Origin of the sequence: Nonlabens marinus S1-08 (assembly GCF_000831385.1) — a bacterium.
Lineage (GTDB): Bacteria > Bacteroidota > Bacteroidia > Flavobacteriales > Flavobacteriaceae > Nonlabens > Nonlabens marinus.
On the sequence record NZ_AP014548.1, the window covers coordinates 2,480,622 to 2,500,097 of the forward strand.

Consider the following 19,476-nt stretch of genomic DNA (forward strand, 5'->3'; position numbering starts at 1 on the left):
GTCATTATGTCGGTTTAAAAGCTTTTTTTTGCTGACTAAATGGCAAAATAGTGACTGGTACGTTGTTTGTCTACTTTTCATAAAATTAAAATAATGAACTTAAATAAACTCACCATAAAATCGCAAGAGGCGTTGCAACAAGCACAGCAACTTGCACAAGAATCTGGTCAACAGATGATTGAGAATGCGCACCTTTTCAAAGCGATGATGATGATTGATGAAAATGTGATGCCATTCATATTTAAAAAGCTGAATATCAACTTGAATTTAGTAAATCAACTAATTGACAGTCAAATTGATTCCTTCCCCAAAGTAGAAGGTGGCGATGTACAATTCTCTAGAGAAACCTCTAGGGTCTTGAATAACGCCATATCGATTGCGACAAAAATGGATGATGAATACGTTTCCATGGAGCATCTACTTTTGAGTATTTTTGATGGTTCTTCCAGAACGGCTCAGATTCTTAAAGATCAAGGAATGAAAAAGAAGGATCTTCAGGCAGCCATTTCAGAGTTGCGTCAAGGAGATCGAGTGACTTCTCAAAGCGCAGAAGAAACTTATAATAGCTTGAGTAAATATGCCAAAAACCTAAACGAACTGGCGGACAAAGGCAAGTTGGACCCTGTGATAGGTCGTGATGAAGAAATCCGCAGGATTCTACAGATTCTTTCTAGACGAACTAAAAATAACCCCATGCTCGTCGGTGAACCTGGAGTAGGTAAAACTGCTATTGTAGAAGGTTTAGCGCACCGTATCATAGCAGGAGATATTCCTGAGAACTTAAAAAACAAACAAATATATTCCCTAGATATGGGAGCACTCATTGCAGGTGCTAAATATAAAGGCGAATTTGAAGAGCGTTTAAAAGCAGTTATCAAAGAGGTGACTTCTAGTGATGGCGATATTGTTCTATTTATTGATGAGATCCACACTCTTGTAGGTGCTGGAGGTGGTCAGGGCGCCATGGATGCGGCGAATATTTTGAAACCAGCGTTGGCCCGCGGTGAATTGAGAGCCATAGGAGCGACCACATTAGATGAATATCAAAAGTATTTTGAAAAAGACAAAGCTCTAGAACGTCGTTTTCAAAAAGTCCAAGTGAATGAACCTGACACAGAAAGTGCCATTTCTATTTTACGCGGTATCAAGGATAAGTACGAGCACCATCATAAGGTGCGCATTAAGGACGATGCCATCATAGGAGCTGTAGAATTATCCCAACGCTATATTACCAGCAGGTTCCTACCAGATAAAGCCATTGATTTAATGGATGAGGCAGCCTCAAAACTGCGCATGGAGATCAACTCCAAGCCAGAAGAATTAGACGTGCTTGATCGTAAAATCATGCAAATAGAAATTGAAATAGAGGCCATAAAGAGAGAGAAGGACGAGGTAAAACTTAAATCCCTGCGCAATGATCTTGCAAACTTAAAAGAAGAGCGCAACGATCTTAATGCGCAATGGGAAAATGAAAAAGAGTTGGTGGACGGTATTCAAAATATCAAAACTGATATCGAAAACTATAAACTGGAAGCAGAAAGGGCAGAACGTGATGGAGACTACGGTAAAGTAGCCGAATTACGGTACGGTAAAATAAAGGAAAGCCAAGAGCAGCTTGAAAAGCTTCAACAAGAAGTAGGAAGTCTTGATAAAGGCAATTCTCTAATTCAGGAAGAAGTGACTTATGATGACATTGCTGAAGTAGTAGCTAAATGGACTGGGATACCTGTAACAAAAATGCTGCAAAGCGAGCGTGAGAAGCTGTTGCGACTGGAAAATGAGTTGCACAAGCGAGTGGTGGGACAAGAAGAAGCTATTGTCGCTGTAAGTGATGCGGTACGTAGAAGCCGTGCTGGTCTGCAGGATCAGAAAAAACCTGTAGGATCCTTCTTATTTCTAGGAACAACCGGTGTAGGTAAAACGGAACTTGCCAAAGCGTTAGCTGAATATCTGTTTAACGATGACAGTGCCATGACGCGCATCGATATGAGTGAATACCAGGAACGTCACAGTGTAAGCCGCCTAGTTGGTGCTCCTCCAGGATATGTGGGATATGATGAAGGTGGACAGTTGACTGAAGCGGTGCGTCGCAAACCTTATTCGGTGATATTACTGGACGAGATTGAGAAAGCACATCCTGATACGTTTAATATCTTATTGCAAGTGCTCGATGAAGGACGACTGACAGATAATAAAGGCCGTGTCGCCGACTTTAAAAATGCCATCATCATCATGACCTCAAACATGGGAGCAGATGTGATTCAAGAACTATTTGAAAAGGCTACAGGTGACCTGGAAAGCACGATGGAAGCAGCAAAAATTGAGGTTTTAGGTGCGCTCAAACAACGAGTTAGACCAGAATTCATAAACCGTATCGATGACATCGTCATGTTCACTCCACTGACACAGCAGGACATATTTAAAGTAGTTGAACTACAACTTAAAGGTGTGACTAAAATGCTGGCTCAACAAGGAATCATTGTAGATACTACGAGCCAGGCTGTTGAACTTCTAGCTACTTTAGGTTTCGATCCACAGTATGGAGCACGACCGGTGAAGCGAGTGATACAGAAGCAGATTTTGAATGAGTTATCAAAGAAAATCTTAATGGCAGAGGTTTCTTCAGAAGACGTGATCTTGATCGATGCGTTTGAAGACCAGATTGTTTTTAGAAATGAAAGCACTGTAGTGGATCTAGATTAAATACTGATTTTGTAAAGTAGTTCGCTTTCGCGAAAGCGAACTCTTCACAGCATAAAAAAAAGCCCATCTTAAACTAGTAGGATGGGCTTTATCTTGGCTAATAAACAAACGCTACTCGCGAATCAATTTCAAGCTATGAGATTGATTTCCTGCGTTAACTCGTACTATATATATACCAGTAGAAAGGTTTTCTAATTGCAATTGATTTGACCCAGTTTGTAAAGGGGCTTGTGCCACCATTTTCCCGGTCATATCCATCACTTTATAAGAAGCTTTAACTACTAGTGAATTAGGAAGATCTAAGTTTACACCTCCATTTCTACTAGGGTTAGGATATAATCTCAACCCAGCAAGTGCCTGATTTACATAATCTGTAGACAATGTAGCCTGAGCTTCATAAGAACCTATATCACGAGAAGGACCAAACACGGGCTCTCCCCTTTGATCTGTCAAGTTGTTTCCTGGCTCTCCTGCATCCTGAGCTCTGGTTCCGTTCATCAAGGCGTGTGTGAATGTATTACCGCCATTATCCTGCAATGGGCCTAAAGAGGCAAATGCAGGGGAAGCAGTTGAACCTTCAATATCAGTAGCCATTGCATCAAAAGAATTAGCATCATCAATCTCGATCAAGTTGTAACCGTCTGAGGCAATACCACTAACGTTCACACTTGATGCTGCTGTATTTTCTGCAACCAGCGTGTTTTTGATTGTAAATGTTCCTGCAATAGAAGATAGACCTCCACCTGTACTGGTGGCATTATTGCGAGCTACAGTTACAATATCAAAAGTTGCACTCGTACCAGCATTAAATACTCCACCACCATTTACTGTGGATGAATTAGAGGAAATCGTTGACGTTTCAACAATTAATGTACCGCCTTGATTTGAGATACCTCCACCATTGGACCCGTTGGCTGAATTGTTAGAAATGGTCGTATCATATACCTGAGTATCTCCACCATTTATGAATATTCCTCCACCACCATTGTCAACTGCAGTACCATTTGCCGAGTTACCGTCAATGGTAGAATTTGAAACAATCATCTGGCTCCCTGTCTGATTCCATAATGCGCCACCTTCTGCAGCAGCTGCGTTATTATTTATGGTACTCGTATTGATATTCACCACAGTCACACCTGAAATGTGCAACGCACCTCCATTACCTGGCGCGGCAGTTCCTGCCGTTCCATTCACATCATTGCCAGAAATATCTGAGTTGTTCACATCTAAGGTTCCATTGATAATTTCAATGGCACCACCAGCTCTATTAGCTGCATTTCCAGTGATGGTAGAATTCAAAATGGATACTGCACCGTCCGTACTTAACAATGCCCCACCAGAACCAGAAGCTCCAGTTGCTAAATTGTCAGTTATAGTTAATGCATCTATATTTAAAGTACCACCATTATTAAATAATGCTCCGCCACCATCATCAGCTCCTGCTCCAATTGCTGTATTGTTGGATAAAGCTACATTAGATAAACTCATGGTTCCTACGTTATTCCAGAACCCACCACCTTCAAGCGCTGCGCTATTTGAAGTTGAAGTTCCGCCTGTTACATTAACGATACCAGGGCCAGTGACATGGATTGCTCCACCATTACCAGGACCGCCATTAGCAGTGAACCCACCCATATCTAATCCTGCTGTGTTGCTAGTAAAGTTGACATTAGTGAGTGTGGAAGTTGTTGCTCCTAAGGACCAATCTTCCAAACCACCACCGGCACGACTCGCACGGTTATTAGATACCACTACTGGAGAACCAGCCGTACCATTTATAGTCAGTGTCGTTCCTGTAGCCATAAGAATTCCTCCACCAGATCCTTGAACTCCAGATGCTAAATTAGCGTCGATGGTAGTTCCCTCATTAATAATGACAGATCCAGTACCATCTTCAGCAAAGATTCCTCCACCTCCAACTATTTCTGGAGGCATTCCAGAAACGAAATCTCCTTGAGCATCATTATTTGTTATCATGGTTCCATTGATGGTAAGCACTCCTTGATTATTCCAAAGTCCTCCTCCTTCTTTCGCTGCGATATTTCCGCTAACGGTCCCGCCAGTAATTGTAACCGGTGCAGCTCCACTCACGTGAAGTCCACCTCCATTACCAGGTGCCCCTGCTCCTACTACAACTCCTGTAGTATTACCGTCTAGGGTCACATTTGTTAACGTCACACTAGAATCACCATTAGTTTCAATTCCACCACCGGCTCTATTGGACTCGTTTCCTGAAATCTCAGAATCTGTAGCGGTAAATGTACCGGCTGCATTTAGAACACCACCACCTGTAGATTGGGCTCCAGTAGCTTGATTGTTAGTCACTACAGTACTTTGTTCTAAAACTAGAGTTCCACCTTCATTGTAGATTCCACCACCACCAGAAGCACCAGCTACCGCTGTGTCAGATCCGGCTGCTGTATTTGCATTGATAGTAGCACCTGAAACAGTCATGGTTCCGGATCCATTCCACAAACCACCGCCTTCATTTGCGGCATCGTTAGAAGAGAATTCACCACCAACTATGGCATTATTTCCAGGTCCAGTGACATGGATAGCGCCACCATTCCCTGGGCCACCATTTGCTGTAAAAGTTCCCACCGATAAACCAGCTGTATTGCCCGTAAAATTTGTATTCGTAATAGAATTAGAATTTGTGGCTAACGACCAATCTTCTAGACCACCACCAGCACGACTCGCACGGTTATTAGAGATCACTACTGGAGAGCCAGCTGTACCATTAATAGTCAGTGTCGTTCCAGTAGCCATAAGAATTCCTCCACCAGATCCTTGTGCTCCTGAGGCTAAGTTAGCGTCAATGGTAGTTCCTTCATTAATAATGACAGATCCAGCACCATCTTCAGCAAAGATTCCTCCACCTCCAACTATTTCTGGAGGCATTCCAGCAACGAAATCTCCCTGAGCATCATTATTTGCTATCATGGTTCCGTTAATGGTTAGCACTCCTTGGTTGTTCCAAAGTCCTCCTCCTTCTTTCGCTGCGATATTTCCGCTAACCGTACCACCTGTAATTGTAACCGGTGCAGCTCCACTCACGTGAAGTCCACCGCCATTACCAGGTGCGCCTGCTCCTACTACAACTCCTGTAATATTACCGTCTAGGGTCACATTTGACAAAGTCACACTGGAATCACCATTAGTTTCAATACCACCACCGGCTCTATTGGACTCGTTTCCTGAAATCTCAGAATCTGTAGCTGTAAATGTACCGGCTGCATTTAGAACACCACCACCTGTAGATTGGGCTCCTGTTGCTAGATTGTTAGTTACTGCAGTATTCTGCTCTAAAACTAGCGTTCCACCTTCATTGTAGATTCCACCACCACCAGAAGCACCAGCTACCGCTGTGTCAGATCCGGCTGCTGTGTTTGAGTTGATAGTAACACCAGAAACGGTCATGGTTCCGGATCCATTCCACAATCCACCGCCTTCATTTGCTGCTGTATTTGTGTTTACAGTACCACCATTGACATCAACAGACCCAGATCCACTCACGTGAAGTCCACCTCCATTTCCTGGCGCGCCTGCTCCTGTAATTACTCCTGTGCTATTTTCATTCAGCGTTACGTTAGTCAATGTTACAGAACTCGTACCATTAGTTTCAATACCACCACCGGCTCTATTGGATTCATTTCCTGAGATCTCAGAATCTGTAGCGGTAAAGGTACCGGCTGCATTAAGGATTCCACCACCAGTGGACTGTGCTCCTGTTGCTAGATTGTTAGTCACTAAGGTATTCTGCTCTAAAACTAGCGTTCCACCTTCATTATAGATTCCACCACCACCTGAAGCACCAGCTACTGCTGTATCAGATCCGGCTGCTGTGTTTGTGTTGATAGTAACACCAGAAACAGTCATGGTTCCTGATCCGTTCCACAGTCCACCGCCTTCATTTGCTGCTGTATTATTAGTTGCGCTACCTCCTGTAATAGTGTTACTTCCTGGCCCTGTTACATGGATTGCTCCACCATTGCCTGGGCCACCATTTGTTGAAAAACTTCCCACAGAAACTCCGGCGGAATTACCCGTAAATTGAACATTGGTCAATGAATTAGTTGATGTATTCAAAGACCAGTCTTCTAAACCTCCACCTGCGCGGCTTGCTCTATTATTAGAAATTATGACAGGTTCTGCAACGGTTCCATTGATGGTGAGCCTAGTTCCTGTAGCCATTAATATACCACCACCTGATCCTTGAACTCCCGTAGCGATGTTGCCATCAATCAAAGTGCCTGAATTTATTACTACTGAACCTGAACCATCTTCAGCAAAAATACCGCCTCCTCCTACGATTTCTGGCGGTGTGCCTGCGACGAAAGAGCCTCTGGCATCATTATTCCTGATAATACCTCCATTAATAGTGAGAACGCCCTGATTATTCCAGAGAGCACCACCTTCTTTACCTGCTATATTTTCTTGAAATAAAACATTTGTGAACGTGTAAGAACTGGAACCTGAAACGTGTAAAGCCCCTCCATTACCTGGGTTACTACCTGCGTTGTTTGCAGTAAAAGTTGCATTATCAATGGTTATGGCCACTGCTGCATTTGCTAGGTCTTCAATTGCCCCTCCAGCTCGATTTGCCGTGTTATTTGTAAATGCGGCACTGTCAATGTCAAGAATACCGCCATTGCCATTAAGAATAGCACCACCACTACCTGAAGTTCCTGTCGCTGAATTCCCAGTAAACTCTGAATTTCCTGCAATAATTACTGTAGAACCACTGTTCCAAAGAGCACCACCCCCATTGCTAGCAGCTACTCCAGTAGCCGTATTGTTAATAAAATTTACATCAGACAAGTTCAATACTGTGGTCGTACCTGAAACCGCAATGGCGCCGCCATTTGTAGCAGTACCATCTTGTAGAATTAAATCGTTCAAGTTTATAGAGCTAGCGACATTAGCACTTATATTGAAAATGCGACTGCTGTTAGTACCTGAAATCCTCGTACGAGTGCCGGCATTGTCCCCATTGATGGTAAAATTAATGAAGGAGTTAATGGCGATCTCACCCATTGTGACATTGATCGTTTGCCCTTGAATGCTGGGGTCAAAAGTAATTGTTCCACCGCTGCCGGTATCTGCAATTTCTTTTCTAAGTGTGCCGTCAGTGCCGTCGTCTACCGTCTTTGTAACAAGTTGTGCATTGACACAATTGATACCTAGTCCTAAGAATAACGCTACCAACGCGGGTAGAGTAAAGTTTTTCATAATGATTTAGGTTTACATTAGTGATTAGAAATACTTCTAATCTCGCTTAAATCTAGTTTAGTTTTTCACAATTCAACTTTGTAAACCTCTGTATTTTAAAGTTTTATGAAATATTTGTGAGAAAAATAGCGGTACGTAATTTGACTAGATTCAGTTTTCACAAAGAAGAAGATATTTTTTAGTTATCTGTTTTTCAACACTTTAAAAATCATCTTTTCGATGTTCTTTTCAAATTGCTGTCATGTGGCGGATTTACGCTTTCGCGAAAGCGAACTTGTTATCACTTGTGATATTCATAATAAGCCATTTGCAAAATCAAGATCTTTCCTTACTTTGCAGTATACAATTATCTAATATGCAAATCAAAAGACTTTTTGACTTTCCATACTACCAACTGGAGAAGTATTCTAGAGCAGACGCTTTAGTCACGAAGAAAAATGGAACATGGGAGAAAACTTCTACTCAATCATTTGTAGATCAATCCAGAGCTATATCTAGGGGACTGCTGCACATGGGTGTCCAAAAAAACGATAAAATAGCTATCATTTCCACCAATAATAGAACGGAGTGGAACATTATGGACATCGGTATAATGCAAACTGGTGCTCAAGATGTGCCTGTGTACCCCACTATTTCTGAAGAGGAGTACGCTTATGTTCTCAATCATAGTGAGTCTAAATATGTGTTTGTTTCTGATCGGGAAGTTTACGATAAAGTAATGATGATTAAGGATCAAGTGCCTTCCTTGATGGAAGTTTACAGTTTTGATACCATTGATGGTTGTCGTAATTGGGAAGAGGTAAAAGCTGCCGGTGCCTCAAAAGATAACGATGCTGAACTAGATGAGATCATGAAGTCGATTCATGAGGATGACTTGGCTACACTTATTTACACATCAGGAACCACTGGAAAACCTAAAGGTGTAATGCTGTCGCACAAAAATATTGCTAGCAATGCAATAAATTCTGAGACTCGCTTGCCTATTGAATTAGGACAGTCGAAAGCTTTAAGCTTCTTACCAGTATGTCACATTTATGAGCGAATGCTACAGTATTTGTACATCTACACTGGTAGCGGTATCTACTTTGCAGAGTCTTTAGAAACCATTTCAGAAAATCTCAAGGAAGTCCAACCTGAAGTGATGAGCGCTGTACCTCGCCTACTTGAAAAGGTATACGACAAGATTATTGCTAAGGGTGCTGATCTTGAAGGTGTCAAGAAGAAATTATTCTTCTGGGCTGTAGAATTGGGATTGGAATGGGAGCCATATGGTCAAAACGGCTGGTGGTATGAAACAAAGCTTAAGGTTGCTAAAAAACTCATTTTCTCTAAATGGCAAGAAGCTTTAGGCGGTAATTTACGAGCCATAGCTAGTGGTAGCGCAGCATTACAGCCACGACTTGCGCGTGTATTTAACGCAGCTGGAGTTCCTGTAATGGAAGGGTACGGATTGACTGAAACCAGCCCTGTAATATCTGTAAATGATATGAGAGCTGGAGGTTTTAAAATAGGAACTGTCGGTAAACCCTTACCTGACACAGACGTAAAGATTGCTGAAGACGGTGAGATCCTAATCAATGGTCCTCAACGCATGATAGGGTACTATAAAGACAAAGAAAAAACAGACGAAGTCATAAACAGTGAAGGTTACTTTCATACCAGCGATATAGGTGAAATTGACGCTGATGGTTTCCTTAAAATTACTGACCGTAAAAAGGAAATGTTCAAAACTTCTGGCGGTAAATATGTGGCGCCACAGTTAATTGAAAACACGATGAAACAAAGCCGATTTATCGATCAAATTATGGTGATAGGCGAAGGGGAAAAGATGCCAGCCGCATTTATACAGCCTAACTTTGAGTTTCTAGAAGACTGGGCAAAGCGCAAGGGAATCTCCTATACAGATCATAAAGATTTGATCAGCAAGGATCAAGTCAAAGAACGTTACCAGAGAGAAGTTGAAACTCATAACGAAAAATTTGGCAAATGGGAACGGGTTAAAGTTTTTGAATTGACTCCAGAAGTTTGGACCATTGAAGATGAACTTCTCACTCCTACTATGAAATTAAAACGTAGAAATATTAAAGAAAAATATATTGATCTGTATAATAGGATCTATACTAATAAGATTTAATGTGACTTTTATTTCTCATCAAAAGCCTGCGATATCGCAGGCTTTTTGATTTATAAACTATGATTTTCAGTGAGTGGTTTCCTCTTTAAACATACCATTACAATCTACCATAGAATCAAGCTTAAAACGTTTTATATATTAACTTTTTGCTTCATCAAAAACTAATATATGCACGTGAGTATGAGCGCCAAAGACGCCCCAGCCTAGTTTGATTATCTAATATATACATTACCTTTGATTCGTTCCAGCATGATGCTGGTGTGAAGATTTTAAAAGAAAGTATTTGTACGCAATTGTTGATGTAGAAACTACCGGTGGTAAGTTTAATGAAGAAGGAATAACTGAGGTTGCCATTTATAGATTTGATGGACATGAAGTTGTCGATCAATTTGCAAGCCTTATCAATCCAGAACAGCCCATACAACCATTTGTCATAAAATTGACAGGTATCAGCAATGCCATGCTGGAGCGCGCCCCTAAATTTTATGAAGTTGCAAAGCGCATTATTGAAATTTTAGATGGAACCATCTTGGTGGCTCACAATGCCAACTTTGACCACCGAATGCTACGATTGGAGTTCGAGCGATTAGGTTATGAATTTGATATGCAAACTTTATGTACAGTAGAGCTTGCACAGCAATTGATGCCAGAACAGGAAAGTTATAGTCTAGGAAAGCTGGTACGATCTCTAGGAATACCCATTACAGATAGACACAGGGCAACGGGCGATGCACTGGCGACCGTTAAATTGTTCAAACTACTACTTAACAAAGACACCAGCAAGGACATTTTAAACAAGAGTTTAAAGAGTTTCCCTAAGCCGAAGGTGGCGCCTAATCTAAAAACCTTTTTAGAAAAAGTTCCAACCTCAACCGGATTGTATTATTTGTATAATGAGGGTGATGATTTGATATTCATAGGTCGCAGTCGCAATATCAAAAAGAATCTCACACAGCAATTTACCAGTGAACGTCGCAGATCTGTAGAGCTAACTGCACTAGTTCACGATGTGAAGTTTGAAAAGACAGGAAGTGATTTAATTGCGATGCTTAAAGAGAATGTCGAGATCAAAAAGCACCGCCCTAAATTCAATAAAAAATCTAAAAAATCTATTTTTTCTCATGGACTGTACGTTTATGAAGATGAAAAAGGATACCTGAATTTTCAAATTAAATCTGCCCGTAAGGACAGTGGTTATGTCACCTCCTTCAGCAGCTCACGTTCTGGACGCTCTTTTCTAGACAGCATGCTCAAAGAATATGAGTTGTGTCAAAAAAAATCAGGACAAGAAACGGAAGGTGGGGATAGTTGTTATCTCTATGTAAAGCAAGAATGTAAAGGAGCTTGTATTAATGAAGAGTCAGCTACCGCCTATAATGAACGTGCACAGAAATTAATTGAAGACCATAATTTTCAAAATGCAAATCGCATCCTCATTGATCGTGGACGTGAGGTTTCAGAGCGCAGTGTGGTACTTATAGAAAACGGCACGGTCAAAGGTTATGGATATGTTGATCTTCAAATTCAATTTACAGACCCTAAAATTTTGCGTAATATCATTACTGAAATTCCGGAGGATCCCGATTACCGCCACATCGTTCAAAGTTATTTGAGGCATCGCAAAATCCATAGGATCATTAAATTCTAATTATAGCTTGATGGTGAAGATTAGTTAGCTTTCGCGAAAGCGAACTTCTAACAAGTCCACCTTCTCATCGATTTAATGAATACATCAAAACAGATCTCATGACCAACGAAAAAGGAAACTTATACCTGATACCAGTAACACTAGGAGATGTCGATCCCCTTGAGGTCATGCCTATTTCTATTAAAAGGGTCATAGAGAATGTGAATCACTACGTGGTGGAAAATGAAAAAACGGCACGTAGATCTATTAAGAGCATGGTACCTGAAAAAGAGCAAGCCATTCTCGAATTTTCGTTAATTAATAAATACACAGAGCCTTCAGAAATACCTTCCTTTCTAGCACCTTGCCTCGCAGGTCATCCCATGGGATTAATGAGTGAGGCTGGAGTTCCTGGAGTGGCAGATCCTGGTGCTGATGTGGTAGCTATTGCACATGAAAAGGGAATAAAAGTGATACCGCTCGTAGGACCTAGTAGTATTTTAATGGCTATGATGGCCAGCGGTTTGAATGGTCAAAATTTTGCTTTTAATGGCTACCTACCTATTGACGGAAAAGATCGCAAACGCAAGCTGATAGAGCTAGAACAGCGTTCTAGACAAGAACAACAAGCACAATCCTTTATTGAGACGCCTTATCGCAACAATAAGATGATAGAAACGCTGGTGGCAAACTTACATCCAGACACCTTACTCTGCATTGCTTGTGATATCTCCCTGCCGACTGAATTTATCAAAACACAACCAATATCCCAATGGAAAAATAGTGCGATAGATATTCATAAACGTCCCGCTATTTTTATCATTCAGCACAAAGTAATTAGCTTCTAATTATTTAGAAATGTAGATACCGAAAGCTAACCTACCGCCTTCTTCTCCTGTAAAATAAGAAATAGAACCCTTAATCAAACCTGGAAAAACAAGCTCTAACCCACCACCATAACTGGTATGGAACGTGCTGACAGTGTCTCGTGACACCCAAACCCGTCCTGTATCAATACCTATGTAAGGAACCATTCTTAAGGGTAAAAGCCTGGTTTTTATCGGTTTCGCATCATATTTTAAATCAAATTGGGCATTTAAAGCATAATTTCCTGCAAATCGATCTTGTCTAAACCCTCGCAATCCACGGTCTGCACCTAGTCGAGCTGCTTGATAAAATAAAGGATCGTCACCTATACGCAATTGGCCAGCAATCATTGATTTCAGAACTAAACGACGATTATCATCAATAGCGTTCCAAAAAGTCAAAGAAGGATCGATTTGAACAAAATGTTCTCCATTTGCCAAATTATCAGTAAATACGATCTGATTTTCCAGCCACATTCCGCGAGTGGAGAATCTCGTATCATCCACACTTTTAAATTCGTAATTGAAAAAGAAATCTGCGTAATCATCTCGTTTATTTTCAATTCCTGTGTCTACAGAGACATTATCATCTACCTCTACCCCTCGATATCGAGCTCCAAGTTCAAAATTGCTTCCATAATCTCCTATTTTATAGATAGAAAGTCCTGCCCATTGTTTTTGTAGTAAAACCCTATTGAGATCAAAACTGGTACCTTCTACATACTGCGAATCATTCCCATAACCAAAGAAGTTTTCCGTGTAATTATTAGTGGTGATACCAGCTTCCAGTTGCAGGTTCCAATGCCCCAAAATATTCGCCTTAGCCACGTAACCCTCAAAAACCGCCGCTTGGGTCAAAGATCTATAATCCACATCAATTCCATACTTTAAGGAATAAGGGTTGCGCTCATATCCTATGGTGGATTTTTCAATTCCTATACTAGGTTTGAAGCCATCGTCAGGATTGTATTCCATCTTCAGGCGAAAGGTGCTTTTTTCAGAGACTTCTTTTTCTGTATCATAATGATTGATATCATAGTCATCTCTTAAAATAACTTTTGCTCGAGAAGTGGACTTTATCCTATTGTCTTCGCTTTTATAATCATAAACAGAAATATTCTTTCCTTTACTGATATCATAAAGATCCTTTCCTTTCCCGCCGGCAATGACTATTTGAATTTTACTATTTCCTGTTCCACTTACAAAGAACTCATCATCATCGTCCAGTCCATAAATCCATATTTCTTCAGAACTTTTATCGTGAAAAGTACGTGAGAATAATTCGTTTTTACTTTCTCCGTCTTTAATGCGGTGTGCGGTAATAGTCGTTTTACCATCTTCCCTGATGATTTCAAATCGGTCATCTTTATCTGTTCCTTTCAAAGTTTGGAAAGAGATGAAATGATCATAATACCGTTGCACGATACTGTTGAGATTTCGCTTTCGCGAAAGTAGATCCTTTTGAGTTTCTTGCCATTGTTCATCCTTCACCTCGTCTGGCATTTCATTAAAGGCCTTCTCAACTACCTCAAGTGTAATATTGTCTTGAATATGTTGAACTTCTTTTAACCAATCGGTCAAATCAGTTCGTTGCAAAACGGCCCGATCTAAATTAATGGCACTCTGACTGAATTCTTTGATAAATGGAATGTCTGGACCATAATTCCCAAATTGCTTAGTGCTCCCTATCACATCATTCATAATGTCTAAGAGCTTTCCATCGAACCTTGCAAACACCTGGTCACGATCTCTAGGTATCGCTACAAAACGGCTTTTATCCTCGCTATCCTTAATCTCTGCCCAGCGCCATTGATCCTCATGGCGGTCCCAATCTCCTAGCAACATATCAAAAACTCGAGCGCGTATATATAATTGTTCGTCTATTATATATTCTTCATCAGATCTTATTTTCTCAAAAAGATCATCTGTGCTTTCCACATCTTCATTGTACCCAAACATGTGGGCATTGTTGAAACTGTCGTCTGGCTTTTCTACGATCATATACAATCGATCACCATGGTCTTTATTAAAGTGTCCTAAAACAGGCTGTTTAGGAACATAAAACAACTTAGGATGTGTATGACTTAGATTAATAGCTCCAGCCAGTCTGGGTATGGCAAAAGCCCCATAAGGATGAGCTGCAGTGTAAAAATCTCGTATTAATTCTTTAGGAAGAGTTTCAGCAAAATATTTATCGGCATCCAGATCATCATAACCGGCACTTTTCAGAAATTGTACTGCATCTTTTTCTAGAGCCCTCATGTTGTACTCCCGGTCGAGACTGTCTACTAATCTCAAACCTTGAGTTTGATTACCGCCACCCGCACGTTCTACTTTAAGACCACCATATAAAGTGTCCAGCATCACTATGGGAGCTTTCACATCAATACCATACAACTTGCGATAATGCGTTCCATAAAACTCTTCATGTTTTTGATCTACCTCAGTTTCCTCTTTAGGGTAGACACTTGCCATTTTGTATTTTTCTGTAACCGCTGGAATACTTGATATATCATAAGATTCCTTTTTACCGAAAAGATTATTGGCATAAACCTGTTGAATCTGGTTGCTTTTATTAATTGTATGGAAGAACACCTGCGAACTTTGATCTTGAAAAATACGCACCTCTGCATATCCTAATTGCCCTGCACTGAACTTCCCTTTCTTACCTAAGGATGCAATGTTGGTGGCTGTTGTAGATCCAGAAATAATTTGTTTGATGTTATCATAATCGATAAATTGTAGACTTTCCTCGTGAGCTGATACAATCAGTAATCGATCAACACCGTTCCCCATTTTTTCAATTTCTTCCATCAACTCGTTCATCAATGGATTGTAACGGTCTTGTGGGAATAAACCCGCTTGAGAACGAACAACGCTGTATGGAAATCCAGCCACCGGCAAATAGGCGTTTTCTTGTTTTGGAGTAGTTAGCATACGTAAGCCTAACTCCCCACCATGAACACCATTAGTGTATAATGGGTGGTGCATGGCAAGGATAACAGTCTTATGTCTCGCTTTGCGCACGGCATCCTTGAGTACTTTAATGAATTTTTCTCTAGTATGTATCTCGCAGTCGTCATTGAACTTTGGGTTCTGATCCCAATTTTCTATGTACCACTGGGAATCTACTGCAATGAGGTGCATACTGTCAGAGATATCAATTTCTTCAATAGGACACGCGTTTTCTGGTTGAAAGACCTCGTCGTTATCAAGTATCTTCTCGGTATACTCTTCAATTTTTTTTAATCCATCAATGCCTTTATCATTCCAATCCTCGTCCCCAGGAATGACAAGAATTTTCGAGGATAGTTCAGCAATTTGTCTAAGTTGGCTTTTGAACTGTTTGGTATCCTTCTGGCCTTCGTCATCCGTATTCAATTTGTCGGCCTTCACGTTATCACCCAGAATAAGTGTGTAGTCTTTGTCTGTTGCCTTGCTTTTAATGTCCTGAATTATTGCCTGAAAAACGGCTGGATCCTCCGCTTGATTAGACCCTAAATTTCCTAGTAGGAAAAAGCTGCGATAGTCTTCGTCATTACTAGATAGTTCTAAAGGCTTGCTAATTTGAATGGCCCGATTAGCACAAGAATAAACAAGTGCCACGAGGGATAACAGTAAAATGGATTTATAAGAACTCTTTTTCATAAACGATGGATTGTGGCAAATCTAACCGAGTCCCAAGAGTAGCCGAAGTGTTTAACATAACATCAACTAAAAGCGTCAGTCATTAGGCAAAAAATAGACTTTAAAAGATTTTTCATCTCCTGTAAGTGAAAGATTGAGTGACGTAGCTTCCTTTTTTTATAGTTCGCTTTCGCGAAAGCGAAATTACTTACCGCAAATACAAGTTTTAAAGACATTAGCATTTAACTTTAGAAATTCATTATTTAAACAACATCCATTAATTATGAAAATCAATAAGATTTACTACGTATTTCTCGGTGCTCTAGCGCTGGCATGTTCTCCAAAAATGGTAGATAAGCCAGCTTCTAATCAAGAGCAACAAACTAGTACTGCTGAAGAGACCAGCATGAACACCATGCCAGGCATGGATAAAAAAATCCCAATGGATCCTGATGTCCGTATGGGAGTTTTAGACAACGGCTTGACTTATTATGTCAAAAACAACGGAAAACCTGAAGATAAGGTGGAGCTGCGTCTAGCAGTAAACGCTGGTTCAGTTTTAGAAGATGACGATCAGCAAGGTCTAGCTCACTTTATGGAACACATGAATTTTAATGGAACAACTAATTTTGAGAAAAATGAGTTGGTAGATTACCTGCAGGGAATTGGTGTAAAATTCGGTGCTGACTTGAATGCGTATACAAGCTTTGACGAGACAGTTTACATCTTACCTATCCCTAGTGATGATCCAGAAAAGCTAGAAAAAGGATTTACGATTCTTGAAGACTGGGCACATGGTGCATTACTAAAAACTGATGCGATCAATGATGAGCGCGGCGTGGTTCTAGAGGAATCTAGAAATGGTAAAGGAGCAGGTGATCGCATGAATAAAGTGACGATACCTGTTCAGTTTTATGGCTCCAAGTATGCAGAGCGACTGCCTATAGGAAAGGATGAAATTCTCAAAAACTTTGAACCAGAAGTTTTGAAGAGGTTTTATAACGACTGGTACCGTCCAGATTTAATGGCTGTAGTTGCAGTAGGTGATTTAGATCCTGCTGTTCTAGAACAGAAAATTAAAGATCATTTTTCTGGAATAGAACCTAATAAAAACCCAAGAGAACGTCCTGAGTTCAATTTACCAAACCACCAAGATACTAAGGTTGCCGTAGCTCAAGATCCGGAGGCTACTTTTGCCTCTATCAATGTAAGTTATAAGGACACTTTTGAATCAGAGCCAACAAGCACTGTTGGGGATTACCGTGATGACCTTGTGAATGGGTTGTTTTCTTTCATGATTAACAATCGTTTGCAGGAATTGACGCAGAAGCCTAACCCTCCATTTATTTTTGCTAGCAGTAGCTATGGTGGAACCGTCGCTAAAAATAAAAATGCCTATTCTTCATTTGCTGGATCTGCTCCTGATGGTCAATTAGGTGCTCTGAAAGCAGTCTTGGAGGAAAATCAACGTGTGAAATTATATGGTTTTGGAGAAGCAGAATTAGAGCGTGCTAAAGCGGCGTATAAATCAAGTTTTGAATCCTTCTACGCAAATCGTGACAAGACAGAAAGTGGTCGTTTAGTAGGTCAATATGTAAATGATTACTTGAACGGTGGGGTCACTCCTAGCCCAGAATGGCGTTACGAAACTACCATGGACTTATTGCCAGGAATCGAAGTTTCAGAGGTAAATGCTAAAATTCAAAAGTACATACACGACGATAATAGAACCATTGTTTTTACTGGACCAACGACTGAAAACAAGCCTACTGAAGCTGAAATTTTGAAAGTGGTAAATGAAGTCGCTTCCGCGGAAGTTGCTCCATATGAAGATGCAGTGGTACGTGAAAACTTGATTGAAACATTACCCGCAGCTGGATCAATCACCAAAACTGAAACGAACGAGAAATTAGGAACTACTACTTATACCTTAAGCAATGGTATAACAGTAACAACAAAAAAGACCGATTTCAAAAATGATGAGATCCTAATGTCTGCTTATAGTTATGGTGGTAGCAGTTTGTATTCAGATGAAGATTATATGGCTACAGTATTTGCTAATGGTGGATTGACAGAAGCTGGAGTTGCTGGTCTTTCCCAGACTGATATGGATAAGTATATGACAGGGAAACTTGTGAATGTGCGTCCATCTATAGGTTCTACAACTGAAAACTTGAGCGGTTCCGCAACACCTCAAGATCTTGAAACCATGTTCCAATTGGTTCACTTATATTTTACAGACTTGAACAAGGATGAAGAGGCTTACAGTAGTTTTATCTCTAAACAAAAGTCCTTTGTGGGTCGTATGATGTCAAACCCGCAAACGTACTTCAGTAATGAGGTGAATGAAATGCGATTTAAAGGTAACCCAAGATATGCAGGATTCCCAGATGAAGCAGCCTACGATGCTGCAGATTACAACAAAGCTTATGAGTTGTACAAAGAACGTTTTGCCAATGCTGGAGATTTCAATTTCTTCCTAGTTGGAAATGTGGATGATCAAGTCATCATGGATCTTTCTAAAAAGTATCTCGCAAACCTCCCGTCTACTGGTGAGAAAGAAATGTACAAGACTTTTGACTGGAAAGAAAAGCAAGGAACTCGCGAGATTACCGTGAACAAAGGAACCGAAGAGAAAAGTCTAGTGCAAATGCGCTGGGACTATGACATTGCTACATATAATGCTGAAGAAGATCTTGCTGTAGATGCATTAGGAGAAGCTCTGACGATCAGAATCATCGAAGTATTACGTGAGCAAGAAGGCGGAATTTATGGTGGTGGAGCTCGTGGTAGCATGAGCAAGATACCAGAGCCAGGTTTTAACTTTAGTATTTCGTTCCCTTGTGGACCAGATAATGTAGAGAAATTAATCGCTGCTACTCAAAAAGAAATTGCAGCATTAAAGGAGAACGGACCCAGCGATATCATTCTTAATAAAGTTAAAGAAGGATACTTATTGGAATACAAAGAAGATTTGAAGTCTAACCGTTACTGGTTGAATAATCTTGTAAGCGCTAGTCGTGAGCAACGTGATCCTAACAACATGATGAACTTTGAAGCAAAAGTTGCAAAAATGACTGCAAATGATATTCAGGCTGTGGCAAATAAGTATCTTAATGATGACTACATCTTAGCGATCCTAATGCCAGAAGTGAAGTAGTGAAAACTATTTAGAAAACTACAGATCAATCTGATATAGAAAGCCCATTGCATAATTAGCAATGGGCTTTTTTAATTTGGAACAGCTTTAACATTTGCTCCTAAAGCTTGTATTCAAGCATGCTCGG

The 19,476-nt window shown here is 40.5% G+C and carries 7 protein-coding genes; 5 read left to right on the forward strand and 2 right to left on the reverse strand.

The genetic code is table 11. The annotated features are described in order from the left end of the window. Positions 1-93 precede the first annotated feature (93 nt). Positions 94-2,703, forward strand: a complete 2,610-nt coding sequence (gene clpB, locus NMS_RS11410) for an ATP-dependent chaperone ClpB (RefSeq protein ID WP_041496887.1) — start codon at positions 94-96, stop codon at positions 2,701-2,703. Between the two features lie 111 nt (positions 2,704-2,814). On the opposite strand, the gene NMS_RS11415 is transcribed toward clpB, so the two are convergent. Beyond that, positions 2,815-7,935 carry a T9SS type A sorting domain-containing protein gene (locus NMS_RS11415; protein WP_084217707.1) on the reverse strand — a complete coding sequence of 1,707 codons (5,121 nt, stop codon included), beginning with the start codon at positions 7,933-7,935 and terminating at the stop codon, positions 2,815-2,817. A gap of 355 nt (positions 7,936-8,290) precedes the next feature. Between NMS_RS11415 and NMS_RS11420 the strand changes: the two genes are divergently transcribed. The 3 genes from NMS_RS11420 to NMS_RS11430 all read left to right on the forward strand — a co-directional run bounded on the left by NMS_RS11420 (position 8,291) and on the right by NMS_RS11430 (position 12,544). Then, positions 8,291-10,069 (forward strand): AMP-dependent synthetase/ligase, encoded by a 1,779-nt coding sequence (locus NMS_RS11420; protein WP_041496888.1) that lies wholly within the window; start codon positions 8,291-8,293, stop codon positions 10,067-10,069. A 283-nt stretch (positions 10,070-10,352) separates the two neighbouring features. Continuing rightward, a complete protein-coding gene (locus NMS_RS11425; RefSeq protein WP_041496890.1) occupies positions 10,353-11,717 on the forward strand; it encodes an exonuclease domain-containing protein in 1,365 nt (454 codons plus the stop codon). Positions 11,718-11,815: 98 nt separating this feature from the next. Beyond that, positions 11,816-12,544, forward strand: coding sequence for an SAM-dependent methyltransferase (locus NMS_RS11430; RefSeq protein WP_041496892.1), 729 nt, complete (start codon positions 11,816-11,818; stop codon positions 12,542-12,544). Here the strand turns inward: NMS_RS11430 and NMS_RS11435 are convergent, their stop codons facing one another. Next, the gene (locus NMS_RS11435; protein ID WP_041496893.1) at positions 12,545-16,210 is read right to left on the reverse strand and encodes a metallophosphoesterase; all 3,666 of its coding nucleotides are present in this window, start codon (positions 16,208-16,210) and stop codon (positions 12,545-12,547) included. A gap of 262 nt (positions 16,211-16,472) precedes the next feature. Here NMS_RS11435 and NMS_RS11440 point away from each other — a divergent pair, with 262 nt between their 5' ends. Further along, positions 16,473-19,349: a M16 family metallopeptidase gene (locus tag NMS_RS11440; RefSeq protein ID WP_052476940.1), complete on the forward strand. Its 2,877-nt coding sequence runs from the start codon at positions 16,473-16,475 to the stop codon at positions 19,347-19,349. The last annotated feature ends 127 nt before the right edge of the window (positions 19,350-19,476 follow it).